General features: G+C 66.9%; 23 protein-coding genes, 1 tRNA gene and 1 pseudogene. 15 read left to right on the top strand and 10 right to left on the bottom strand.

The annotated features are described in order from the left end of the window. Window positions 1–84: 84 nt before the first annotated feature. The 3 genes from A5773_RS12935 (at window position 85) to A5773_RS12925 (ending at window position 3,938) form a co-directional block, all read left to right on the top strand. Entirely contained in the window at window positions 85–954 is an 870-nt protein-coding gene (locus tag A5773_RS12935; RefSeq protein WP_067791196.1) for an oxidoreductase, read from the top strand. 46 nt (window positions 955–1,000) lie between these two features. After that, window positions 1,001–1,930: a DMT family transporter gene (locus A5773_RS12930; protein WP_066956583.1), complete on the top strand. Its 930-nt coding sequence runs from the start codon at window positions 1,001–1,003 to the stop codon at window positions 1,928–1,930. Window positions 1,931–2,798: 868 nt separating this feature from the next. Next, complete coding sequence (locus tag A5773_RS12925) at window positions 2,799–3,938, top strand: PPE family protein (RefSeq protein WP_067791194.1); 1,140 nt, start codon at window positions 2,799–2,801, stop codon at window positions 3,936–3,938. Between the two features lie 726 nt (window positions 3,939–4,664). Here A5773_RS12925 and A5773_RS12920 read toward each other — a convergent pair. Then, window positions 4,665–4,748 (bottom strand) — tRNA-Tyr (locus A5773_RS12920). A 69-nt stretch (window positions 4,749–4,817) separates the two neighbouring features. On the opposite strand from A5773_RS12920, the gene A5773_RS12915 reads away from it, so the two are divergent. The 6 genes from A5773_RS12915 to A5773_RS12890 all read left to right on the top strand — a co-directional run bounded on the left by A5773_RS12915 (window position 4,818) and on the right by A5773_RS12890 (window position 10,981). After that, on the top strand, window positions 4,818–5,309 hold the full coding sequence (locus tag A5773_RS12915; protein ID WP_066956577.1) for a YajQ family cyclic di-GMP-binding protein: 492 nt from the start codon (window positions 4,818–4,820) through the stop codon (window positions 5,307–5,309). 63 nt (window positions 5,310–5,372) lie between these two features. Further along, window positions 5,373–5,879, top strand: a complete 507-nt coding sequence (locus A5773_RS26295) for a DUF2384 domain-containing protein (RefSeq protein WP_067791192.1) — start codon at window positions 5,373–5,375, stop codon at window positions 5,877–5,879. Continuing rightward, entirely contained in the window at window positions 5,876–6,502 is a 627-nt protein-coding gene (locus A5773_RS12905; RefSeq protein ID WP_197507877.1) for an RES family NAD+ phosphorylase, read from the top strand. Before A5773_RS26295 ends, A5773_RS12905 begins: the two co-directional genes overlap by 4 nt. A 71-nt stretch (window positions 6,503–6,573) precedes the next feature. Beyond that, complete coding sequence (locus A5773_RS12900; protein WP_067791187.1) at window positions 6,574–8,085, top strand: NAD(P)/FAD-dependent oxidoreductase; 1,512 nt, start codon at window positions 6,574–6,576, stop codon at window positions 8,083–8,085. A gap of 71 nt (window positions 8,086–8,156) precedes the next feature. Then, a complete protein-coding gene (locus A5773_RS12895) occupies window positions 8,157–9,182 on the top strand; it encodes an NAD(P)H-dependent glycerol-3-phosphate dehydrogenase (protein ID WP_156744838.1) in 1,026 nt (341 codons plus the stop codon). Window positions 9,183–9,427: 245 nt separating this feature from the next. Next, the gene (locus tag A5773_RS12890) at window positions 9,428–10,981 is read left to right on the top strand and encodes a SulP family inorganic anion transporter (RefSeq protein ID WP_067791184.1); all 1,554 of its coding nucleotides are present in this window, start codon (window positions 9,428–9,430) and stop codon (window positions 10,979–10,981) included. A 9-nt stretch (window positions 10,982–10,990) separates the two neighbouring features. Here A5773_RS12890 and A5773_RS12885 read toward each other — a convergent pair. From A5773_RS12885 to grcC1, 3 genes and pseudogenes are all read right to left on the bottom strand, one after another. Continuing rightward, window positions 10,991–11,352: pseudogene (locus A5773_RS12885) on the bottom strand (toxin-antitoxin system HicB family antitoxin). Between the two features lie 163 nt (window positions 11,353–11,515). Beyond that, window positions 11,516–12,373, bottom strand: coding sequence for a zinc metalloprotease HtpX (htpX, locus tag A5773_RS12880; RefSeq protein ID WP_067791182.1), 858 nt, complete (start codon window positions 12,371–12,373; stop codon window positions 11,516–11,518). A gap of 83 nt (window positions 12,374–12,456) precedes the next feature. Continuing rightward, a complete protein-coding gene (gene grcC1, locus A5773_RS12875) occupies window positions 12,457–13,473 on the bottom strand; it encodes a nonaprenyl/(2E,6E)-farnesyl/geranylgeranyl diphosphat synthase (RefSeq protein ID WP_066956557.1) in 1,017 nt (338 codons plus the stop codon). A 15-nt stretch (window positions 13,474–13,488) separates the two neighbouring features. On the opposite strand from grcC1, the gene menJ reads away from it, so the two are divergent. Then, on the top strand, window positions 13,489–14,715 hold the full coding sequence (gene menJ / locus A5773_RS12870) for a menaquinone reductase (protein ID WP_156744836.1): 1,227 nt from the start codon (window positions 13,489–13,491) through the stop codon (window positions 14,713–14,715). 92 nt (window positions 14,716–14,807) lie between these two features. Then, window positions 14,808–15,161, top strand: coding sequence for a DUF732 domain-containing protein (locus A5773_RS12865; protein ID WP_066956686.1), 354 nt, complete (start codon window positions 14,808–14,810; stop codon window positions 15,159–15,161). Window positions 15,162–15,168: 7 nt separating this feature from the next. Here A5773_RS12865 and A5773_RS12860 read toward each other — a convergent pair whose 3' ends face one another. Then, window positions 15,169–15,861 (bottom strand): demethylmenaquinone methyltransferase, encoded by a 693-nt coding sequence (locus tag A5773_RS12860; protein WP_066956551.1) that lies wholly within the window; start codon window positions 15,859–15,861, stop codon window positions 15,169–15,171. A gap of 55 nt (window positions 15,862–15,916) precedes the next feature. Here A5773_RS12860 and A5773_RS12855 point away from each other — a divergent pair, with 55 nt between their 5' ends. Beyond that, the gene (locus A5773_RS12855; protein ID WP_067791178.1) at window positions 15,917–16,741 is read left to right on the top strand and encodes an SDR family oxidoreductase; all 825 of its coding nucleotides are present in this window, start codon (window positions 15,917–15,919) and stop codon (window positions 16,739–16,741) included. A gap of 28 nt (window positions 16,742–16,769) precedes the next feature. Here the strand turns inward: A5773_RS12855 and A5773_RS12850 are convergent, their stop codons facing one another. Beyond that, window positions 16,770–17,018, bottom strand: a complete 249-nt coding sequence (locus A5773_RS12850) for a hypothetical protein (RefSeq protein WP_066956545.1) — start codon at window positions 17,016–17,018, stop codon at window positions 16,770–16,772. On the opposite strand from A5773_RS12850, the gene A5773_RS26035 reads away from it, so the two are divergent. From A5773_RS26035 to A5773_RS12845, 3 genes are all read left to right on the top strand, one after another. Then, window positions 17,011–17,232 carry a hypothetical protein gene (locus A5773_RS26035; protein WP_156659708.1) on the top strand — a complete coding sequence of 74 codons (222 nt, stop codon included), beginning with the start codon at window positions 17,011–17,013 and terminating at the stop codon, window positions 17,230–17,232. The genes A5773_RS12850 and A5773_RS26035 overlap by 8 nt on opposite strands. Continuing rightward, the gene (locus A5773_RS26030) at window positions 17,229–17,366 is read left to right on the top strand and encodes a hypothetical protein (RefSeq protein ID WP_156659706.1); all 138 of its coding nucleotides are present in this window, start codon (window positions 17,229–17,231) and stop codon (window positions 17,364–17,366) included. The genes A5773_RS26035 and A5773_RS26030 overlap by 4 nt, the downstream gene beginning before the upstream one ends. A 190-nt stretch (window positions 17,367–17,556) precedes the next feature. Next, a complete protein-coding gene (locus A5773_RS12845) occupies window positions 17,557–18,318 on the top strand; it encodes an RNA polymerase sigma factor (RefSeq protein WP_066956543.1) in 762 nt (253 codons plus the stop codon). Here A5773_RS12845 and A5773_RS12840 read toward each other — a convergent pair whose 3' ends face one another. From A5773_RS12840 to menD, 4 genes are all read right to left on the bottom strand, one after another. Then, the gene (locus tag A5773_RS12840; RefSeq protein WP_066956540.1) at window positions 18,319–18,942 is read right to left on the bottom strand and encodes an FHA domain-containing protein; all 624 of its coding nucleotides are present in this window, start codon (window positions 18,940–18,942) and stop codon (window positions 18,319–18,321) included. A 211-nt stretch (window positions 18,943–19,153) separates the two neighbouring features. Continuing rightward, a complete protein-coding gene (locus A5773_RS12835) occupies window positions 19,154–20,308 on the bottom strand; it encodes a glycosyltransferase family 1 protein (RefSeq protein ID WP_067791176.1) in 1,155 nt (384 codons plus the stop codon). A gap of 38 nt (window positions 20,309–20,346) precedes the next feature. Beyond that, complete coding sequence (locus A5773_RS12830; protein ID WP_067264860.1) at window positions 20,347–20,913, bottom strand: DUF3592 domain-containing protein; 567 nt, start codon at window positions 20,911–20,913, stop codon at window positions 20,347–20,349. Next, window positions 20,888–22,513, bottom strand: a complete 1,626-nt coding sequence (gene menD, locus A5773_RS12825) for a 2-succinyl-5-enolpyruvyl-6-hydroxy-3-cyclohexene-1-carboxylic-acid synthase (protein ID WP_067791173.1) — start codon at window positions 22,511–22,513, stop codon at window positions 20,888–20,890. Before menD ends, A5773_RS12830 begins: the two co-directional genes overlap by 26 nt. Window positions 22,514–22,533: the final 20 nt, after the last annotated feature.

Raw genomic sequence — 22,533 nt, 5'->3', positions numbered from 1 at the left:
GTCCAGGTGAGGTTCCGCCGGCCATCCCACGCACGATACCTGCGGCGGCTTGGCGGGTGAGATCACGTAGTTAGGGTGGGCTGCATGCCTGGTTGGACCGCTGCAGACCTGCCTTCGTTCGCCGGACGCACCGTCGTGATCACCGGGGCCAACGCCGGTCTCGGCGAGGTCACCGCGCGGGAGCTGGCGCGGGCCGGGGGCCGCGTCGTTCTGGCGGTGCGGGACACGGAGAAGGGCAAGGCCGCCGCCGAGCGGATGGCCGGCGACGTCGAGGTGCGCCAACTCGACCTGCAGGACCTGGGCTCGGTGCGGCGCTTCGCCGACGAGATGGCCGCGCTGGACGTGCTGGTCAACAACGCCGGCATCATGGCCACCAAACATGCGGTGACCGTCGACGGCTTCGAGGGCCAGATCGGCACCAACCACCTCGGCCACTTCGCGTTGACCAACCTGCTGCTGCCCAAGCTGATCGACCGGGTGGTGACGGTCTCCTCACTGATGCACCACTTCGGCTACATCAGCCTCAAAGACCTGAACTTCCAGTCTCGCCCGTATTCGGCGTGGCTGGCCTACAGCCAGTCAAAGCTCGCCAACCTGCTGTTCACCAGCGAGCTGCAGCGACGTCTGGACACCGCCGGTTCTTCTCTGCGCGCGCTGGCCGCCCACCCCGGCTGGTCGCATACGAACCTGCAAGGCAACTCCGGCCGAAAGCTGGGCGACGCGGCGGTGTTGGCGGTCGACCGCATTGTGTCCACCGATGCCGACTTCGGCGCCCGCCAGACCCTGTACGCGGTGTCGCAGGATCTGCCGGGCGACACCTTCGTCGGCCCGCGCTTCGGCCTGTACGGGCGCACCCAGCCGACGTGGCGTAACTGGCCAGCCAAGCGAGCCGGCACCGCCGTGGCGCTGTGGGACCTGTCCGAAGAGCTCACGGGTACCGCGTTCCCGCTCTGAACCGCGCTCGGCGGGCGGTTTGCCGGGGCCCGGCTAGATTAGTGGCATGTCGAGGGCTGATATGGCGGCGATTCTCGCCCTGTGCGCCGCGCTGGCGTCGGCGATCGGCAACGTCGTCCGTCAGCGATCCGCCCAGGAGGTCACCGACAAACCCGTCGGCCACCTGGCGCTCTTCGGCATGCTGTTGCGCGATACGCGGTGGTGGATGGGCGGTCTCGGAGACATCGCCAGTTACATCTTGCTGGCTGCGGCCCTGGACAAGGGCTCGGTGCTGTTGGTGATGTCGCTGCAGGTGACCGCGCTGCTGTTCGCACTGCCGATCTACGCGCGGATGAGCCGCCATCCGGTCACCCGCGCGGAGTGGGTGTGGGCGGTGTTGCTGACCGCGGCGTTGGTGGTTGTCATCGCGGTCGGCGATCCGACCGGCGGCCAGCAGCGCGCGGCGGCACACGTGTGGCTGATCGTGGCCCTCGCGATGGCCCCACCGCTGCTGTTGGCGATGCTGGGCGCGCGCATCTGGTCGGATCGCCCGCTGGCCGCGGTATCGCTCGCGGCGGTCGCCGGCTCGTTGCTGGCGGTGTTCGCGGTGCTGATGAAGGGCGTCGTCGACATCCTCGAACACAACCCCGAACAGTTGTGGAGCAGACCCGAGGTCTACGGCTGGGTGTTCTGCGGCGCGGCCGGGATGGTGATCCACCAATCGGCATACCGCGCAGGGGCTTTGACGGCCTCACTGCCGACGATCATCGCCGCCAAGCCCATTGTCGGCGCGGTCCTCGGGATCACCGTGCTCGGCGAGACGTTGGACGCCCAGGGCTTCGATTGGGTCGTGCTGGCGGTGGCGGCGGTGCTGGTGATCGTCGCGACGGTGGGGCTGGCTCGCGGCGAGGCCGCGACCGTGTCGGCCGGCGCCGGCCGCGACGTGCGGACCGCCGACGAGCCGAAACCGCCGTCGCCGCAACGCCTGAGCGGGTAAGCCCTTCAGTCTGTTTGCGCGATGCTCGACTGCCCTCATCACAAGTGCCACACTGAGTTAGTGGGCTAGTGGTCAGGAGGAAGAACCGATGAGGAGGGCAATCGGGGCGTCCGTGGCGGCGCTGATAGCGCTGGCACCCCTCTGCATTCCACCGGCACAAGCGCGCGCCGACGACCCCTGTGCCGGCATCACCGATCCCACGGCCTACCAGGCTTGCACCGACAGCTCCTCGACCGATGACCCCATGCACGGGCCCCGAATGGGCAATTGCCAGGCCAGCCCCGACTACGGACAACTGGGGCAAGTTTGTCGCAATGCCTGGATTCGAAAGTCTCCGCCGCACACCGCTGCGCGTGGCTCAGCGGAGAGGATCACAGCCGGGGGCGCCCCCGGTGCGTTGAGAACGCTGTAACGGGAAGGGCGCTGACGAACGGGGGGGAGATGCGTTCAACACTGAGGCCTTTTCGTGTGCCAGGGACCGCGCCTCTTGCCGTCAACTGTCACATCCCAGGCAGGAGTTTTCGGCCAATCACGACTCGGGCGGCCTGCCCCCGCGCGGGCATCCAATACGCGCTTCGTGGGGAGGTCCGAAGTCGGAATCAGAGCGCACTGCCCCGGCTTTCCGCGCGAGTGGCGAATCGAGAGGCGCGGCGAGCTGACCAAATGGATCTCACGATTCCCGGAGTGAGCAACCCCGCGGGCGCATACGCTGTCAATCGACGAATCGGGCCACGTACCGGACAGGAACGTCACCGAAAGGGACAACGCGTGGGGAGTGAGAATCGGTCCCTCGGCGGACGCTTGGCCGCGCAGGCCCGCATGCGCGGCTTCAGGATTATCGACTCCAAGCTCTGACGGGGGGTCGGCGATGGACTTCTGGGCTCCTCCCGAGATCACATCGGCACTGATTCATTCAGGGCCGGGGCCCGGATCATGGCTCACCGCCGCCGACGCCTGGCGCCAGCTGGCAATCGAGCTGGGACAGACCGCCGCCGGCTACGCCTCCGTCGTGGCGGAGATTCCCTGGCAGGGGCCGTCAGCGACGGCGATGACCGCATCCACCCTGCCCTACGTCGCCTGGCTACAAACCACCTCGCTCCAGGCCGCTCATATGTCGATGGCGGCTGACACGATGGCCAGCTCGTTCGCCGCCACCCAGGCGGCTGTGGTGCATCCCAGCGTGGTCGCCGCCAACCGCGCGCAGCTGGCCCATCTGATCGCGACAAACGTTTTCGGCATCAACTTTCCCGCCATCGCTGCCAACGAGGCCCAGTACCTGCAGATGTGGGCGGGTAACACGACCGCCATGCTCGGCTATCAGGCCAGCAGCCTCCAGACCATGGCGATGCCGACGTTCAACCCGCCGTCCCCGATGACCGCTCCGACCGCCACTACCGTTCAAACGGCTGCAGTGAGCAGGGCGGCAGCCGCCGCGCCGGTGGTAGGCGCCCCGCTAGCCCCGGCAGCAGTCGACCCGACGCAATTCTTCGCCAATCCGTTCGTTCAGACCGTCAACGGTTATCTGCAAAACCTGGTCAGCAGCGGTATCGGCAACCCCCAGTCCTTCATAGGCTTGATTACGAGCGGCCACGATTACTTCCCCGGTCAGTTCCCAGACGTCCTGTCCGCGACGCCCCGCAACCTGGCCATCGCCTACAACATCACCGGTCCCGAGGCTGTGGGCGGGGCCCCCAATATCTATGCCCCGCCAGCCGCTACGGCCAGTACGGCCGGCGCAATCGAGAGTTCCGCCACCGCTTCTCTGGGCAAGGGCATGTACGTTGGCAATCTCGTGGTCCCGCCTTCGGCGGTCACCTCTCCGATCCAGCTGTCCGCCGCACAGGGCCCATTGATGGCAACGACGGCCGAGGGCGCGCCTCTCACCCCGATGTTCATCCCACCGATGCCGCCGGGGGCGCGTAAAGCCCAGCGGGACAAGCCCGACGAGAAGGGCTACGGACCGCCCATCTTCGGCCACATCATGCGCCGACCCCCGTCAGGCGGATGAGGCAAAGGCGCACCACGCCGGGTTCGCCCGTGCACATGTGTCGTCCTATCCCGCCCAAATACGTTGTGCTGCAATGCATTCAATTGAGCCAAGCAAGGTTCGAGGACAGCGGTTAGGCGTGTCAACAATGTGCCTATCCATGCAGTTCTCGTCGCCTGATTGATCAACTAATTTGCTGGATGGGTTGTAGGCGCCTACCACGTGTCGCTCGAGTCGCCGTCCACCCCGATCTATCCGATAATCAGTGGCCATCGAGGGTCGGGAAAGGACGAACCAATGAAAACGGTGGTAATAGGCGTGGCGGCGGCAACAGCCGTAGCATTGGGGCTCATCTGCATTCCAGCAGCACCGGCACGAGCCGACAATCCCTGTGCCGGCATCTCCGGTGCCGCCGCCCGTCAGGCTTGCATCGACAACCTCCCGCACGATAACCCCGTGCGCAGATACCAACTAGGCGATTGCGAGGGCGCGAGCCCCATTGACGGGCAGCTGGGCCAAATCTGTGGGTGATTTCTGGGTCCGAAATTCCGCCACCCGGATTTCAGTTCTTCCCGCATAGCCCTGTCCCCCGTTGGGGCGCACCGCCGCCGTCGAGTCGGCAATGTTGTCCGACTAGCGCGCCGGGTGGACGGAGTGCTTGCCCCCGGCGACGCCCACCAGCTAGTGCCTACTCAGCCTGCATCTAAGCCGGCCGTAGGCGGGACAAACTAGTTCTCTCACGAACGTTGGTGGCAGGTACAGGATTCGAACCTGTGAAGCTTTCGCGACGGATTTACAGTCCGCTCCCATTGGCCGCTCGGGCAACCTGCCGCCAGACAGGTTACAACGAGGGGGTAGACAAAGCACAAACGGCCATCACCGGATGAAGGGACGGATCGAATGGCGGACTCATCGTTCGACATTGTCAGCAAAGTCGAGCGCCAAGAGGTCGACAACGCACTCAACCAGGCAGCCAAGGAGCTGGCCACCCGCTTCGACTTCCGCGGCACCGACACCACCATCGCGTGGAAGGGCGACGAGGCTATCGAGCTGACGTCGTCCACCGAGGAACGCGTCAAGGCGGCCGTCGACGTCTTCAAGGAGAAGCTGATCCGCCGCGACATCTCGATGAAGGCCTTCGACGCCGGCGAACCGCAGGCGTCGGGAAAGACTTACAAGGTCAGCGGCACCCTCAAGCAGGGCATCGACAGCGAGCACGCCAAAAAGATCACCAAGTTGATCCGCGACGACGGGCCGAAGGGCGTCAAGACGCAGATCCAGGGCGACGAGATCCGGGTCAGCAGCAAAAAGCGCGACGACCTGCAAGCCGTCATCTCGATGCTCAAGCAGGCCGACCTCGACGTCGCGCTGCAGTTCGTCAACTACCGGTAGCTCCCGTGCGTTCGGTTCGTGCAGTAGAATGAACTGCACGAACCGAACGCTGGAGCGATCCCCATGACCACCGTCGCCGAGCTGGCCACCGCGCACGAGCGCCTCCGCGAAAGCGCGCGCGCGGTGGGCGTCGCGCTGTCGTCGGTCGCCGTCTATACCGAACCCGCGGTGGCGCGGGCGGTGCAGGCCGAGCAGAACCTGTACGGCCGCATCGAGGCCGAGTTCGGGATGCTGAGCAGCACCGACGCCGGTAAGCGGATGGGCTCGCGGTCGAGCGCACCGCGCAACCTGGCCACCACCGCCCACCGCAACAAGGCGCTGGTAGCCGTGCGGCGCGGCAATTACCTCGCGTACCCCGGGTTCCAGTTCGGCCCGGACGGGAAACCGCTGGCGGTCATCGCCCGGCTGCGCGAGATCGCGGAGGACAACGGCTGGTCGGAGGCCGGGCTGGTGCAGTGGCTGTGCTCGCCCACCACCTACCTGGACGGGAAGCGGCCCGTGGACCGCCTCGCCACCGATCCGGATCGCGTCGTTGCGGTCGCTGCGGAGGCCCTGGCCGTCTCGTGGTGAGGCGACCCCCGGACCCGTTCGACCCGGCCACGGCCACCCTGCCGGCGGGACACCCGCTCTACCGCGTGCTGTCGGCGACGCGCACCGCCACCGACTTCAACCCCGGCATCGGCGCGCGCACCCGCTTCGGTTTCTTCGGCGACCCGGTCGTGCCGATCATGTACGCGGCCGACACCGAGGACGCGGCCATCGCCGAGACGCTGCTGCACGACATTCCCGTCGAGGGCGGCCTGCTCCCCTACGACCAATACGCGGACAAAGTGCTCGTCCGACTGGAGGTGACCCGGCCCGTGCGCCTGGGCGTGCTGCACGGCACCGGGCTGCGACGCCTCAAGGTCACCGCCGGCGAGCTCACGGCGAGCCCGGCGTCGAGCTACGACACCACGATGCGCTGGGCCGAAGCCGCGCACAGTGCCGGGCTGGACGGGCTGGTGTGGATGTCGCGGCAATGCAACGACACCAAGGCCTACGTCTTCTTCGGCGACAGGTGCGGCCCCGGAACAGACCCGGCCTTCGCTCAGGACCCGTCCCACGCGCGCATCTTCGCCAGCCCCGCCGACCAGATCTGGCTGATCGACCGGTGCGCGCCGCTGCACGTCGACGTGCTGATGGAGCCGTTATGACGATCACTGGCCCGGCCAACCGCTGGGTGCCTACTCTAGTGACCAGTCCCACAAAGTGAGTGAGGTTCACGATGACCGTGACTCCCCAGGAAGCCGACGGCCAGACACCGACCGAGGCCGACTACTCCGACGTCATCATCGTCGGCGCCGGCATCTCCGGCATCGACGCGGCTTACCGAATCAGCGAGCGCAACCCCCAGCTGACCTACACCATCCTGGAGCGGCGCGCACAGATCGGCGGCACGTGGGACCTGTTCCGCTACCCCGGGGTGCGCTCGGACAGCAGCATTTTCACGCTCTCCTTCCCCTTCGAGCCATGGACGCGAAAGGAAGGCGTGGCCGACGGTGTTCACATCCGCGAGTACCTGGCCGCCACCGCGCACAAGTACGGCATCGATCGACACATTCGGTTCAACAGTTACGTCCGCTCGGCCGACTGGGATTCGTCCACCGACACCTGGACGGTCACCGTCGAGCAGGACGGCGCGCGGAAGCTGTACCGCGGCCGATTTCTGTTCTTCGGCAGCGGCTACTACAACTACGACGAGGGGTACACCCCTGAGTTCCCCGCCATCGAAACCTTCGGCGGCGTCGTGGTGCATCCCCAGCACTGGCCGGAAGACCTGGACTACACCGGCAAGAAGGTTGTGGTGATCGGCAGCGGGGCCACCGCTGTCACGCTGCTGCCCTCGCTGTCGGACCTGGCCGCCAAAGTGACCATGCTGCAACGCTCACCCACCTATCTCATCTCGGCGTCGAAGTACGGCACGGTCGCCGCCGTCGCGCGGAAAGTGTTGCCCCGCGGGCTGGCCCATCTCGTGGTCCGGATGTACAGCGCACTCACCGAAGCGGTGTTCTTCGCCCTGTCGCGCAAGGCGCCCGGGCTGGTGCGATGGCTGCTGCGACGCAAGGCGATCAGCAGCCTGCCCGCCGGCTATGACGTCGACACCCACTTCAAGCCGCGCTACAACCCGTGGGACCAACGGATGTGCCTGATCCCCGACGCCGACCTGTACAACGCCATCGCCACCGGCCGCGCCGACGTGGTCACCGATCACATCGACCATTTCGACGCGACCGGCATCGCGCTGAAATCCGGCGGGCACCTCGACGCCGACATCATCGTCACCGCCACCGGCCTGCAGCTGCAGGCCTTGGGCGGGACCGCGATCAGCCTGGACGGCAACGAGATCAAGACCAACGACCGCTTCGTTTACAAAGCCCACATGCTCGAGGACGTGCCGAACCTGTTCTGGTGCGTCGGCTACACCAACGCATCATGGACGCTGCGCGCCGATATCACCGCCCGGGCCACGGCAAAGTTGCTGGCGCACATGACCTCTCACGGCTACACCCACGCCTACCCGCATCGCGGCAACGAGCCGATGACCGAGAAGCCGTCGTGGGACATCAACGCCGGCTACGTGCTGCGGTCGGTGCACGCGCTGCCGAAATCGGGAACCAAGCGGCCCTGGAACGTGCGGCAGAATTACCTCGCCGACGCCATCGACTACCGCTTCGACCGCATCGAGGAAGCGATGGTCTTCGGCCGGGCATCCGACCGGGCACCCCTGGCCGGGTGAGGCTTGACCGACGCCGACCGAAGTTCGTGAACTGCTACTAAATGCGAGGTGTCGGCAATACGCTGATCGCCATGGCAGCTGAGAAGCGCGAACCCAAAGTCGTTGTCCTTGGTGGCGGTTCCTGGGGAACCACGGTGGCGTCCATCTGTGCGCGCCGCGGCCCGACGCTGCAATGGGTCCGCTCGGAGGAGACCGCAAGCGACATCAACGAGAAGCACCGCAACAGCCGCTATCTCGGCAACGACGTGGTGTTGAGCGACACCCTGCGCGCCACCACCGACTTCGCCGAGGCGGCGAACTCCGCCGACGTCGTGGTGATGGGCGTGCCCTCCCACGGCTTCCGCGGCGTGCTGGCCGAACTGGCCAAGGAACTGCGGCCGTGGGTGCCGGTGGTGTCATTGGTCAAGGGCCTCGAGCAGGGCACCAACATGCGGATGTCGCAGATCATCGAGGAGGTCCTGCCCGGCCATCCCGCGGGCATCCTGGCTGGGCCGAACATCGCGCGCGAGGTCGGCGAGGGCTACGCCGCCGCGGCGGTGCTGGCCATGCCCGACCAGCATCTGGCGACCCGGCTGTCCGGGCTGTTCCGCACCCGGCGTTTCCGGGTGTACACCACCGACGACGTGATCGGCGTCGAGATGGCCGGGGCGCTGAAGAACGTCTACGCGATATCGGTCGGGATGGGCTACTCCCTGGGCATCGGGGAAAACACCCGCGCGCTGGTGATCGCCCGCGCGCTGCGCGAGATGACCAAGCTCGGCGTCGCCCTGGGCGGCAATCCCGAGACCTTCCCCGGCCTGGCCGGCCTGGGCGACCTCATCGTGACCTGCACCAGCCAGCGCAGCCGCAACCGTCACGTCGGCGAACAACTGGGCGCCGGCAAGCCGATCGACGAGATCATCTCCTCGATGAACCAGGTCGCCGAGGGCGTCAAGGCCGCCAGCGTGATCGTGGAGTTCGCCAACGAGTTCGGACTGAACATGCCGATCGCCCGCGAAGTCGACGCGGTGATCAACCATGGGTCGAGCGTCGAGGAGGCCTACCGGGGTCTGATCGCCGAGGTACCCGGCCACGAGGTGCACGGTTCGGGGTTCTGAGATGTCCGTCGGATGATGCGGAATTTAAATCTTTGCGTTCCATATGGGGTTGGCTCGTCCGCTTGACCCCGGGTTTGCCAGCAAAATACCGTCACTAACGCAGCCAGGGGTTCCCGGCCATGATCCTGCGGATCCGGCCGGGTTGTAACCGTTTGTGCGCCAAGGTGTTACGCCGACGTAATACAACGCTATATGGGGCGGATATCGGAAGTTCCCCCGCTAACTCCTAACGAGGGACGAGACCGATGCAAAACATCGAACAGCTCGGCAATCAACCTCCCGACCAGGCCAAGGACTCACGCAAAGATCGAGTGCGATCGATCATCCGCCACGACCTTCCTTCGTCACTCGTGGTTTTCCTGGTCGCACTCCCATTGTCCTTGGGCATCGCGATCGCTTCCAACGCCCCGGTGCTCGCCGGCCTCATCGCCGCGATCGTCGGCGGCATCGTGGTCGGCGCCATCGGCGGATCACCGCTGCAAGTCAGCGGCCCAGCGGCGGGCCTGACCGTCGTCGTCGCCGACCTCGTATCCGACTTCGGTTGGGGCGTAACGTGTTTGATCACCGTCGCCGCGGGCGCCCTGCAGGTACTGTTGGGGCTCAGCCGCGTCGCACGGGCGGCCCTGGCGATCTCACCGGTGGTCGTGCACGCCATGCTGGCCGGCATCGGCATCACGATCGCGCTGCAGCAGGCGCACGTGTTGCTCGGCGGAAAGTCCAAGAGCACGGCCTGGCACAACCTCATCGGCCTGCCGGGCCAGATCATCAGCGCGCACCGGCCCGGGGTGATCCTGGGCGTACTGGTGATCGTCATCCTGGTGGCCTGGCGGTGGGTTCCGGCCAAGGTGCGCCGCATTCCGGGGCCGTTGGTCGCGATCGTGGCCGTGACGGTGATGTCGGTCGTCTTTCCGTTCCACGTGCGGCGGATCGACCTCGAGGGCTCGCCGCTGGACGCATTGCAGCTGCCCGACATTTCGCACGGCAACTGGGGCGCGGTTGCGATCGGGGTGATCACCGTCGCGCTCATCGCCAGCGTCGAGAGCCTGCTGTCGGCGGTGTCGGTCGACCGCATGCACAACGGGCCACGCACCGATTTCGACCGCGAGCTGGTCGGACAAGGCGCCGCCAACATCGTGTCGGGGACCATCGGCGGGCTGCCGGTCACCGGTGTCATCGTCCGCAGCTCCACCAATGTCAACGCGGGTGCCAAATCGCGCGCCTCGGCCTTCATGCATGGCGTATGGATCTTGTTGTTCACCATCCCGTTCGCCGGGCTGGTCGACGAGATCCCCACCGCCGCACTTGCCGGTCTGCTCATCGTCATCGGCGTTCAGCTGCTCAAGCCGGCACACATCGAAACCGCGATGAAGCATGGCGATCTCGCCGTGTACGTCGTGACCGCCGTCAGCGTCGTCTTCCTCAATCTGCTGCACGGCGTCCTGATCGGGCTCGCGTTGGCCATCGCGTTGACCGGTTGGCGGGTGATCCGGGCCAAGGTCGACGCCAAGCCCGTCGACGGTGAGTGGCAGGTGCTCATCGAGGGTGCGGCCTGCACGTTCCTGGCGCTCCCGCGGCTGACACGGGTGCTGGCGTCCATACCCGCCGGATCCCTTGTCACCGTTGAGGTTTCGGTGCACTACCTGGACCACGCGGCGCACCAGGCGATCAGCGACTGGCAGCACCAGCATGAGGCCAACGGCGGCATGGTGCGCATCCGGGGAAGGCTCGAGACGGGCCATTCCGCTCGCAAGGATGCAAGTGAGGCCATCGGACCCGAAAGGCCCGAGGCCGCAGCCTGAGTGGCGTGCTTAATCCCACCCGGAGAGCCCGAAGGTGCTGCTGGGCGCCCTCCCGCTGAGCTTCTGGACGATCCACTGGTTCATCGGCACCCCCTGCTCGATGGCTTCCAGCGCCAGGCGGGCATGCAGCTGCGGCGACGTTCTGACGAGGATTTTCCCGCTGTAGCGTCGTTCGGAAAGCGGTGTGGGGACTTGCTCTCCGGTGGCGCGCAGGCCCTCCACATGCTCCTTCACGGCCTCCACATGCTCCTTCACGGCGGCCACAGCCTGCGGCGCGGTCGGCGCTTCGCGCCTCATGTAGGGGAATTCGATACGCCCAGGTACTCGTCGTAGTCGCGCAACCACTGAGCGCGGTAGGTGTAGCGGTTCACGCCGGATTTGATAGCACGGGTGCTATCAAACCGGGAGTCACTCATCCCCAGGGACGCGCGGCTGTTCGGACCATATGGCTCTCACCGAATTTGATAGCGCGGGCGCTATCGAAAACGGCAGCGCACACATCCTTGCGGAGAGCGCTCATAGTGCGGGCCATATCTAGCCCCGCGCCATCGCCTCCAGGCGCCGGATGCGGTCCTCGATCGGCGGGTGCGTCGAGAACAGCGACCCGATGCGCTCGCCCGCGCGGAACGGGTTCGCGATCATCAAGTGCGCCTGGCTGGCCAGCTGCGGCTCCGGCGGAAGCGGGGCGACCTGGACACCACCCGAGATCTTGCGCAGCGCAGACGCCAAAGCCAGCGGGTCGCCCGTCAACACCGCGCCCGATTCGTCCGCCTGGTACTCGCGCGAGCGGGACACCGCCAGCCGCACCACGGTGGCGGCGATCGGACCCAGCAACGAAACCAGCAGCATCGCAAAGGGATTACCACCCTCCCGGTTTCCGCCGCCGCCGAAGAACATCGCCATGTAGGACAGGGCGGTGATCACCGACGCCATCGCGCCGGCGATGCATGAGATGAGGATGTCGCGGTTGTAGACGTGGGACAGCTCGTGTCCGAGCACCGCGCGCAGTTCACGCTCATTGAGGATGTCCAGAATGCCGGTGGTGCAGCAGACGGCGGCGTTGCGCGGGTTGCGTCCGGTCGCGAACGCGTTGGGCGCGTTGGTGTCGCTGATGTACAGGCGGGGCATCGGCTGGTGCGCGGCCGTGGCCAGCTCGCGCACGATCCGGTACATCACCGGCGCCTGCAGCTCGGAAACCGGTTGCGCGTGCATCGCCCGCAGCGCCAGCTTGTCGCTGTTGAAGTACGTGTAGGCGTTCATGCCGATGGCGAACAGCACCGCCAGCCACATCGCCGTCCGGCCGAACAGCGAGCCGACAAACACGATCAACGTGGACATGCCGACCAACAGGGCGAAGGTCTTCAGCCAATTGGCATGCGGATGCCAGGTCATCGGTGTCCTCCTACGAGAGCCCGTTCATTGCTTGACTGTTGTCGATTGAACGCCCGAGGAGACCTCTGGGGTTCCTGGACGCGCTATCCGTGCCGGCTGATGGTGTATTCGACCAGCGTCTGCAGCGCGTGCCGGCCGGGAACGTCGGGCAAAAGGGCCAGCTCGTCGCGCGCTTGGGCCGCGTATTCCGCCAAGGTGTGCTTCGCCTTGGCCATCCCCGGGGACGCCCGTAACAGCGCCAGCGCCTCGGCCACCGCATCGTCGTCCTCGATGGGCCCGGCCAGCAGCTCACGCAACCGCGCCGCGTCGGGCCCGGGTTCGCGCAGCGCGTAGACCATCGGCAGGGTGTGCACACCCTCGCGGACGTCGGTGCCCGGTAGCTTGCCGGACTCGTGCGAGTCGCTGTCGATGTCGATGATGTCGTCGGAGATCTGGAAGGCCGTGCCCACGATGCCGCCGAGCCGGCTGAGCCGCTCGACCTGCTCGGCCTCAGCGCCCGAGAACATGGCGCCGAACCGGCCCGCCGCGGCGATCAGGCAAGCGGTCTTCTCGTAGACCACCTTCAAGTAGTGCTCGATCGGGTCGGCCCCTTCGGACGGGCCCGTCAGGCCGCGCGTCTCGCGCATCTGCCCCGTCACCAGCTGGGCGAACGTCTCGGCGATCAGGCGCACCGCCTCGGGCCCCAGCCGCGACACCAACCGCGACGCCGTGGCAAACAGGTAGTCCCCGGCCAAGATCGCGACGTTGTTCCCCCAGCGGACGTTCGCGGTGGGGGCACCGCGGCGCACCTCCGCCTCGTCCATCACGTCGTCGTGGTAGAGCGTGGCCAGGTGAACCAGTTCGATGACCGCGCCGGCGATGGTCACCTCGTGCGCGTCGGGGTCCCGCCCGATCTGGGCGGACAGCACCGTGAACAACGGCCGGAATCGCTTGCCGCCGGCCTTGAATAGGTGCGTCAGCGACTCGGTCATCACCTCGTCGGCGCTGCGCAGTTCGGTGTCCATGAGCTGCTCGATCCGCCCGACGCCGCCGCGCACCGTCGCGGCGAACGCGGGGTCACCGAAGTCAACGCCCGCCACCACCGTCGCCGGAGTACTCACTCGACCAACATACTGGTGAGCGTGGAGACCCAAGCCGACCTGGTGGTCGTGGGCGCCGGACCCGCCGGTTCGGCCGCCGCCGCGTGGGCCGCACGCGCGGGCAACGACGTCCTGGTCATCGACTCCGCCAGCTTTCCGCGGGACAAGCCGTGCGGTGACGGGCTGACCCCGCGCGCGGTCGCCGAGTGCGAGCGCCTCGGGCTGGGCGACTGGCTGGACACCCGCATCCGGCATCGCGGCCTGCGGATGAGCGGGTTCGGCGGCGAGGTGGAAGTCGACTGGCCCGGCCCGTCGTTTCCGTCGACCGGCAGCGCGGTGGCCCGGTTCGAGTTGGACGACCGGATCCGCAAGGTCGCCGAAGATTCCGGTGCGCGGATGATGCTGGGAACGAAAGCCGTTGCGGTGCATCATGACTCGTCGAGGCGAGTGGTGTCGCTGACGTTGGCCGACGGCACGGAGGTGGGTTGCCGCCAGTTGATCGTGGCCGACGGGGCCCGGTCTTCGCTGGGCCGCAAGCTAGGCCGGCGTTGGCACCAGGAGACGGTCTATGGCGTCGCGGCCCGCGGGTACCTGGCCACTTCGCGCGCCGACGACCCGTGGCTGACGTCGCATCTCGAACTGCGCTCCCCCGACGGCGCGGTGTTGCCCGGCTACGGCTGGATCTTCCCGCTGGGCAACGGTGAGGTGAACATCGGCGTCGGGGCTTTGTCGACGTCGAAACGGCCGGCCGACCTGGCGCTGCGACCGCTGATCAACTACTACACCGACCTGCGCCGCGACGAGTGGGGCTTCGACGGGCCGCCGCGGGCCGTGTCGTCGGCGCTGCTGCCGATGGGCGGTGCCGTGTCCGGGGTGGCAGGCCCCAATTGGATGCTGATCGGCGACGCCGCGGCCTGCGTGAACCCGCTGAACGGCGAGGGCATCGACTACGGGATGGAGACCGGGCGGCTGGCCGCCGAGCTGCTGGACTGTCATGACCTGTCCCGGGTGTGGCCGTCGCTGTTGCAGGAGCACTACGGCCGGGGGTTCTCCGTCGCCAGACGGCTGGCGCTGTTGCTGACGTTCCAGCGGTTCCTGCCCACGACGGGGCCGATCGCGATGCGCTCCCCGAGGCTGATGACGATCGCCGTGCGGGTGATGGCCAACCTGGTCACCGACGAGGACGCCGACTGGGTGGCGCGGGCCTGGCGGGGCGGCGGCCGGCTGTCGCGGCTGCTCGATCGCCGGGTGCCGTTCAGCTGAACGCCTTTGACGTGCGCAAACGGTGCTCCGACCAGATTGCGGCCATCGAGAATTTTCCGCACGGTTCCGGCGAGCGGTGTATAGTCCGGCTAATGAAGGGAACGAAGCTGGCTACTATCGGCGGCCTGGCCGCCGCCGCCATCGCGTTGGCCGCTCCGGCGCTGGCCTCCCCGCCGCCGCCCAACGACCAAGACGCGCCGTTCAAGAACACCGTCAACGGCTTCGGCATCTACCAGCCGCAGGACCAGCTCGCCTGGCTGGGCAAGATCACGTGCGAACGGATCGGCAGGGGCGTGGACGGCGACCCGTACAAGTCCGCCACTTTCATCCAGCGGAACCTGCCGCGGGGCACCACCCAGGGCCAGGCGTTCCAATTCCTCGGCGCCGCGGTTGACCACTACTGCCCCGACCAGGTCGGCTTCGTCCAGAGCGCCGGTTCCCACTAGGTCGTTCTCAACGCAGGGGCTTGTACCCCGCGTGTAGGGCCACGATGCCGCCGGTCAGGTTGCGCCACCGCACCGCCGCCCATCCCGCACGTGAGATGTCGTGCGCCAGGCTCGCCTGGTCCGGCCAGGCCCTGATCGACTCCGCGAGATAGACGTAGGCATCGGGGTTGCTGGACACCCCGCGCGCCACCCGCGGCAGCGCACGCATCAGATACTCCTTGTAGACCGTGGCAAAAACCCGGTTGGTGGGCGTGGAGAATTCGCACACCACCAACCTCCCACCCGGCCGGGCGACGCGCACCATCTCGCGCAGCGCGGCCTGGGGGTCCACAACATTTCGCAAACCGAAACTGATTGTGACAGCGTCGAATACGTCGTCGCCGAATGGCAGCCGGGTGGCATCGGCGGCGATCTTGGGCACGTTGCGCGCGGCACCCGCTGCCAGCATGCCGACCGAGAAATCGGCCGCCACACACCACGCCCCCGATTTCCTCAGCTCGACGGTGGATACCGCGGTGCCCGCGGCCAGGTCCAACACCTTTTGGCCGGGCCCGATCGCCAGCGCCGACCGGGTGGCTTGCCGCCAGTAGCGGTCTTGTCCCAACGACAACACCGTGTTGGTCACGTCATAGCGGCGGGCGACGCCATCGAACATCGACGCGACATCTCGGGGGTCCTTGTCCAACGCCGCGCGATTCACGATGAAGACGCTACCTGCCGGGAATTAGGTGGCGACATCGGCGTTGTACCGCTGCGTGACTGAAAAAGTTTGGTTTATCACCGGTACATCGCGAGGTTTCGGACGGGCATGGGCGATCGCGGCGCTGGAGCGCGGTGACAAGGTCGCCGCGACGGCGCGCAACACGGCGTCGCTGGAGGACTTGGCCGAGAAGTACGGCGACGCGCTGTTGCCGATCCGGTTGGACGTCACCGACCGGGACGCGGACTTCGCGGCGGTCAAGCAGGCGCACGACCACTTCGGGCGGCTGGACATTGTGGTCAACAACGCCGGCTACGGCCAGTTCGGGTTCGTCGAGGAGCTCTCCGAGCAAGAGGCACGCGAACAGATCGATACGAACGTGTTTGGGGCGCTGTGGATCACCCAGGCCGCGTTGCCGTACCTGCGCGAGCAGCGCAGCGGCCACATCATCCAGGTTTCATCGATCGGGGGCATCACCGCGTTCCCGTTGCTCGGCGCCTACCACGCGTCGAAGTGGGCGCTGGAAGGCTTCTCGCAGGCGCTGGCCCTGGAGGTCGCCCCGTTCGGCGTGCACGTCACGTTGATCGAGCCGGGCGGCTTCGACACCGACTGGGCCGGAGATTCGGCGAAGCTGGCCGATCCGCTACCGGCGTACGACGACGTTCGCGCCGCCGTGCAGGCCGAGCGCAGCAAGCGCTGGGCCAGCCCGGGCAACCCGGAGGCATCCGCCACAGCGCTGCTGAAGGTCGTCGACGCCGAAAAGCCGCCCCTGCGAGTGTTTTTCGGCGCATCGCCGCTGGAAACGGCCAAGGCGGACTACGAAATCCGGCTGCGCACCTGGGAGGAATGGCAGCCCGTTGCGGAGCTGGCGCAGGGGTAGCTAGCGAGAACCGGGCTCGCCTCGATAACTATCGCGCGGTGCGGATGACAAAGGCATCGATGTTCTCGTCATAATCGACCGACTCATCCACGAGCAGTTCGCCCACCGGGTGGCCGTCCTCAGCGACGGCGATGAAGGTCGCTTCCTCCGGGTTGTACGTTACCGATCCTTGCACGAACATCGCTGCAACCTCGTGCCCGTCGGCTCCGAAAACGACAAGCTTCAACCCTCCGGCGTCCTTGACGTATTCCGCCGCTTCAGCACGTGTCGTGATCATCGCATCGATTCCATTCCTGTTGCGGGTCAACTCTTTCGCCTCGCCACTTACCTGCAATCAGGGTATCGAATGGAATGACGGCGTCACACCGACGAACCCGCGCAACCATGACGAAAAATGGTCACCCTTCGACGTCGCCGGCGCTCCTACCTATGAGCGGGTCCACCCCGGGCTTGCCGGTCAACAAATCGCACGAGAAGGAAAGATCAAATGAGTATCAACCACGACAAGATCGCGCTGCGCCGACAGAGCATCCGCACACTGACCGCTGACGAGCTGCGCATCGCCCCCGGCGGCCGCGGCAACGGCACCGGCACGCGCACGGCGCACACCAAGACGAAGGCGTGAGCTGCTCGGCAAACAGGTCACAATCGTCGGCACCGCCCCATAACCGTTGCATCGGTTATGGGGCGGTGGTCGTACGCGTGCTCCAGGTACCGACCCTTACCAAACAGGTAGGAAACCCTTCCCTTGCGGAAGCTGAAACTGGCTTTCACGGTAATTACGAAATCAACCAGCAACCCCGAGCATTTCAGTCATGACTTTCATGACCACGGTGCCGAAGAACCCCATTATCAGCGACACGGACCTCGCCCGCGCCGCGGCGACCGGCGATCGCGCCGCGCTGGCCGCGATCTACAACCGCTATGCAGGCCCACTGCACGCCTACTGCGTCGGCATGCTGCGTGACCGCCACGCGGCCTCGGACTGCGTGCAGGAGGTCTTCTGCATCGCGACGACAGAGTTGCCGAAGTTGCGTGATGCGGACAAGCTGAGGCCGTGGCTGTACGCCATCGCCCGTCGCCGCGCCCTGCGGACCCTGGCCGAACGTCGCCGTGAGGCCGCCTGTGACGAGCTGCCCGACGATGTGGCGACGGGTCCGGGGCCGTTTACGCTGACGGCCCAGAACGAGCTCCGCCAACTGATCGACCAGGCCGCCGGCGGATTGTCCGAGCGGGACCGGCAAGTGCTGAACCTTGCCTACCGCCACGGCGTGACAGGAACCGAGCTCGCGGAAGCGCTGGGCATCAGTTATGAGTCCACCAAGAAGCTCCTGCAGCGGCTGCGCGACACCGTCGAGCGCTCGCTGGGTGCGCTATTGGTGGCAAGGCGCGCCCCGCGGAACGGGTGCCCCCGGCTCGCCGCGGATCTGTCGGGCTGGGACGGAGAGTTCACCGTGCTGATGCGGAAGCGCATTGCCCGCCATATCGAGTCGTGCCCCACATGTGACGGATACCGTCGCAGTGCCCTCAATGCCGTCGCCATGCTCGGCGGCGGGGTGCTCGACAAGATCTCCTAGTCACCCTTGCGTACGGCGGTCTCGCAGCATGGAGCGGTTGACGGCGCCGAGCCGGATGGCCGCATTGGCCAGTCTTACCCGGCGATCTCCCTCGGTGCTGATGCCGAACTTGTCGTAGAGGTGTTGCAGATGTTGCTTGACGGCTGCTTCGGTGACGAACAGCTCCTGGGCCATCCGACGAACCGATGCAGGCTCGGGAAACGGGTCGTCGGATACGAAGGGGCGACACAAAACCTTGAGGACGTCGAGTTCGCGCTGGGTCATCCGAGGTGGCCGCAGGACGGACTTGCCGGTTTCGGTTTCTTGATCGCCCGGTGCTTCGTCAGCGCCCCTGGTCATCCAGAAGACCAACCGTGAACTGCCGAGCCGCAATTCGTCGCCAGACCGCAGAATCCGTTCCGCAGCGATCTTTTCTCCGTTGACAAAGGTGCCGTTGCGGCTACCCAGGTCCCGCACGGACCACGCTTGACCGAAGTTCTCCAAGACGGCGTGAACGCGAGACACGGTCGGGTCGTGCTCGAACGACACCGCGTTGGTCAAGGACTTGCCGAGGGTCATTCGTTCACCGCTCAGCGCGATCAGCTCCCGCCCTGACGGTTTCCACACCTCCAAATGCGAAGCCATGCTGACCCTCCTATCAGGCCAATTCTGCCCCTGCGACTCAGAGCTTGGCCGAGCCGTCGATGCAGCCCGTGACCAAGGCAACGCCCTTGCCCCGCCGACCCGGCACCAAACTTGGATGTTAAGGCCCAACACACGGCCGCGAGAAACATTCAGCCGAGCTGACGACAGCAAATCGTCGTCCGCGTGGGCCCGCCCCGGGCCGAACGCTAACTCACTCGCCCTGCGCGTACCGCTTGGCGAACATCCGCCTGCGGGCAAACGGCGAGAGCACCGCCTCATAGTGGCCGAGCAGCTCATCACAGATGACCGGCCAGCTGCGGCCGAGCACGCTGCGCCGGGCGGCCAGCGCGTACCGGTGGCGTTCGTCGATCAAATGGGTGACGGCCGCGAGCAGCCTCGCCTCGAATTCGCCGACGCCCAGTAACAAACCGGTGCGCCACGGCGTGACGAGATCGCGTGGGCCGCCGGCGTCGGGGGCGATCACTGGCAACCCCGACGCCAGCGCTTCCTGCACGACTTGGCAAAACGTTTCGTGCTCGCCGGGATGCACGAAGACGTCCATGCTGGCGTACGCCGTTGCGAGTTCGTCGCCGTACAACGCACCCGTGAAAACCGCTGTCGGCATTGCCTTTTGCAACTTGCTCCGATCAACGCCGTCACCGACGATGACGAGTTGCACGTCGTCTCGGGCCGCCAGCGGGATCAGCCGCTCGACGTGCTTCTCGGGCGCCAACCGGCCCACGAAGCCGACGATCGGCTTGGCTTGCGGCGACCATCGTTGTCTGAGTGCCTCGTCACGCGCCGACGGGGCGAACCGCAGCACGTCGACCCCGCGTGCCCACTGGTGAACTCGCGGGAAGCGATGCGCCACAAGTGATTCCATCGTGACGCTGGACGGCGCTAAGGTTCGGTCGGCGAGGCTGTGCAGATGGCGGAACCAGGCCCACGCGGCCCGTGTCGTCATGGGAATGCCATAGCTCGCCGCGAAACCCGGTACGTCCGTTTGATACACGGCGACCGTCGGCACCCCCAGCCACCGGGCCGCCTTCACCCCGCCGTAACCCAGCAGCGCCGGAGAGGCCAAATGCACCACGTGCGGGTCGAATCCGCGTAACACGCTCACCATCCGGGGCATCGGCACACCGAGGGGCAGCGTGGTCACCTTGGGAAACATCCGCGACGGAACACGATGCACGCGGATCCCGTCGTAGACGCGATCGGCCGGGGCGGCACCGGGCGGGGTGTCCGGGGCGATGACGAGGGCTTCGTGACCGTTCCGGCGCAGGTGCTCGAGCACCCGGATCACCGAGTTGCTGACACCATTGACTTCCGGCAGGAACGATTCGGCGACGATGGCAACGCGCACAACACCACAGTTTCAGCACCGACTTTCGACAAGGTTGCCTACGGGCATACGTCGTGCGAAATCTGCTGGTCGGGAGCCCCAGCGCGACGATCCAGCATCTTGTCCAGCAGCGCCAGTCCTACCAGGAGGACCGTCGCCGCCAGCCAGCACACCACCGCGATCGACCCCGCCGGGATGATGGCCAGCCCGGCATTGCGGTGCTGCACGCGAACCAGATTCGGGTCGTTCTTGTTGTACTCGACGTAGATTCGCATGCCCGTGGCCAGATGCGACGGGTACAGGACGCCGAGCTCGGGACGGTACGTGACCCGCTCGGGTGTGACGAATTCGATGGTCGAGCGGCGCGGCCCGGCACTGAGCACCTCGGCCTGCGCCACCCCCATATTGTGTTGGATCGCAAGGTCGTTGCGCCAGGCGCCCGCGACGAGCAGGGCCGATTGCAATGTCACCAAGCCGGCCACGATCAGCACCGCAATCCGGGCCCAGCGCAACGCAATCCTCGACGGGGTATTCGGCGGCTTCTCGCTGCGGCCGTGAATCAGTATGTGCAGCACCCTTTTCGGGTAGTTCACGAAACCCTCACAGGGCCGCCTTGATGGCCGCATGCAGCTGCCGCAGCGAGGACCGGTCGGCCTTGACCTCCAGCACCCGCATCCCGGCCGCGGGTTCGTCGAGGGCCGCGCTGAGCTGGTCCACCTCGATCTGGCGGCTCTCAACGTGATAGGCACGGCACAGCGCGCCCACATCGACGTCGTGCGGCGTTCCGAAGATTCGCGACGACACGTCGGAGAACCGCGGGTCGCCCTGCTCGAGCAGTTCGAAGATGCCGCCGCCGTTGTCGTTGGAGACCACGATGGTCAGCTTGCGCGGTGTCGGCTCGGTGGGGCCGATCAGCAGACCGGAGCTGTCGTGGACGAACGTCAGGTCGCCGATCAGCGCGACGGTGCGTCCCTCGTAGGCGAGCGCGGCCCCGATCGCGGTGGAAACGGTGCCGTCGATGCCGGCGACCCCGCGGTTGGAGCGGACCTGGATGTCGTGGGTGTCCAGGCCGACCAGCGCCGCGTCCCGGACCGGGTTGGACGCGCCGAGTACCAACTGGTCTCCGGGGCGCAGCGCGCCGGCCACCGCCGCGGCGACGTGCAGGCCGGTGGTGAGCGGGTGCGCCTCGAGTTGGCCGCGCACCGCTTCGATCGCGTGCCTGTTGACCTCCGCGCAGCGCTTCAGCCACGCCGGATTCGGCGTCCCGGTGGTCACCGCCCGCGTGCCTGTCGCCTGGGAGTTGCCCGAGACGTCGGGCCAGCGCGGCCCGGTGGTCAACGCGTACACCGGCACCTTCGGATCGGCCAGCAATGCCGAGACGGGCCGGTGCAGCGTCGGGCGGCCGAGCATGATCACCTGCTTGGGACGCAGCAGCGGCAAGGCCAGCGGGTGCAGGGGGTTGGCCGGGGCCGGTGCCGTCGGCTCGGCGACGGTCGGCAACTCCGCCAGGTTGGGGTGCGCGCCCGCGCCGTGTCCGGCGATGACGACGGTGTCGGGCGACAGGTCGATGTCCAGCGGCTGGTCGAACGTGACCGGCGGCGTGTACGTCCACGGCCGTCCGCCGGGCCGTCCCTGCGGGATCGCGGCGCCGTGCGGTTCGGGGTCCGGCACCAGAGGCTCGCGCAGCGGGATGTCGAACTGCACCGGGCCCGCGTTGGCCGTGCGAGATCCCGTGGCGGCTGTCAACACCCGGCAGGTGGCCGACCGCCAGGTGGCGTTGAGGGCGTCCAGCCGTTCGGGCGCGTCCTCGGCCAGGCCCAGGCTGATGGCAGCGCGGACCTGGGTGCCGAAGTACCCCAGCTGCTCCATGGTCTGGTTGGCCCCGGTGCCCAGCATTTCGTAGGGCCGGTTGGCCGACAGCACGATCAGCGGCACCCGCGCGTAGTTGGCCTCCACCACGGCCGGCCCGAGGTTGGCCACGGCGGTGCCCGACGTCATCGCAACGCACACCGGGGCACCGGCGGCGATTGCGAGGCCGATGGCCAGGTAGCCGGCGGTGCGCTCGTCGATGCGGACGTGCAGCCGGATCCGGCCAGAACGGTCCGCATCCTGCAGCGCGAACGCCAGCGGCGCGTTGCGCGACCCGGGGCACAGCACCACGTCGCGGACGCCGCCGCGGATCAGCTCGTCAACGACGACGCGCGCCTGTGTCGTCGAGGGGTTCACTCCTACAGCCTGTCACAACC

Source organism: Mycobacterium sp. 852014-52450_SCH5900713 (assembly GCF_001667075.1).
Lineage (GTDB): Bacteria > Actinomycetota > Actinomycetes > Mycobacteriales > Mycobacteriaceae > Mycobacterium.
The sequence above is the reverse complement of the archived record's forward strand: the minus strand, read 5'-3'. Positions and strand labels throughout refer to the sequence as shown.

Bases quoted from the DNA above. Each gene is read 5' to 3' on its own strand.
- A5773_RS12935 (WP_067791196.1), top strand. From the start codon at position 85: ATGCCTGGTTGGACCGCTGCAGACCTGCCTTCGTTCGCCGGACGCACC.
- A5773_RS12930 (WP_066956583.1), top strand. From the start codon at position 1,001: ATGTCGAGGGCTGATATGGCGGCGATTCTCGCCCTGTGCGCCGCGCTG.
- A5773_RS12925 (WP_067791194.1), top strand. From the start codon at position 2,799: ATGGACTTCTGGGCTCCTCCCGAGATCACATCGGCACTGATTCATTCA.
- A5773_RS12915 (WP_066956577.1), top strand. From the start codon at position 4,818: ATGGCGGACTCATCGTTCGACATTGTCAGCAAAGTCGAGCGCCAAGAG.
- A5773_RS26295 (WP_067791192.1), top strand. From the start codon at position 5,373: ATGACCACCGTCGCCGAGCTGGCCACCGCGCACGAGCGCCTCCGCGAA.
- A5773_RS12900 (WP_067791187.1), top strand. From the start codon at position 6,574: ATGACCGTGACTCCCCAGGAAGCCGACGGCCAGACACCGACCGAGGCC.
- A5773_RS12895 (WP_156744838.1), top strand. From the start codon at position 8,157: ATGGCAGCTGAGAAGCGCGAACCCAAAGTCGTTGTCCTTGGTGGCGGT.
- A5773_RS12890 (WP_067791184.1), top strand. From the start codon at position 9,428: ATGCAAAACATCGAACAGCTCGGCAATCAACCTCCCGACCAGGCCAAG.
- htpX (WP_067791182.1), bottom strand. From the start codon at position 12,373: ATGACCTGGCATCCGCATGCCAATTGGCTGAAGACCTTCGCCCTGTTG.
- A5773_RS12865 (WP_066956686.1), top strand. From the start codon at position 14,808: ATGAAGGGAACGAAGCTGGCTACTATCGGCGGCCTGGCCGCCGCCGCC.
- A5773_RS12850 (WP_066956545.1), bottom strand. From the start codon at position 17,018: ATGATCACGACACGTGCTGAAGCGGCGGAATACGTCAAGGACGCCGGA.
- A5773_RS26030 (WP_156659706.1), top strand. From the start codon at position 17,229: ATGAGTATCAACCACGACAAGATCGCGCTGCGCCGACAGAGCATCCGC.
- A5773_RS12845 (WP_066956543.1), top strand. From the start codon at position 17,557: ATGACTTTCATGACCACGGTGCCGAAGAACCCCATTATCAGCGACACG.
- A5773_RS12840 (WP_066956540.1), bottom strand. From the start codon at position 18,942: ATGGCTTCGCATTTGGAGGTGTGGAAACCGTCAGGGCGGGAGCTGATC.
- A5773_RS12830 (WP_067264860.1), bottom strand. From the start codon at position 20,913: ATGCGGCCATCAAGGCGGCCCTGTGAGGGTTTCGTGAACTACCCGAAA.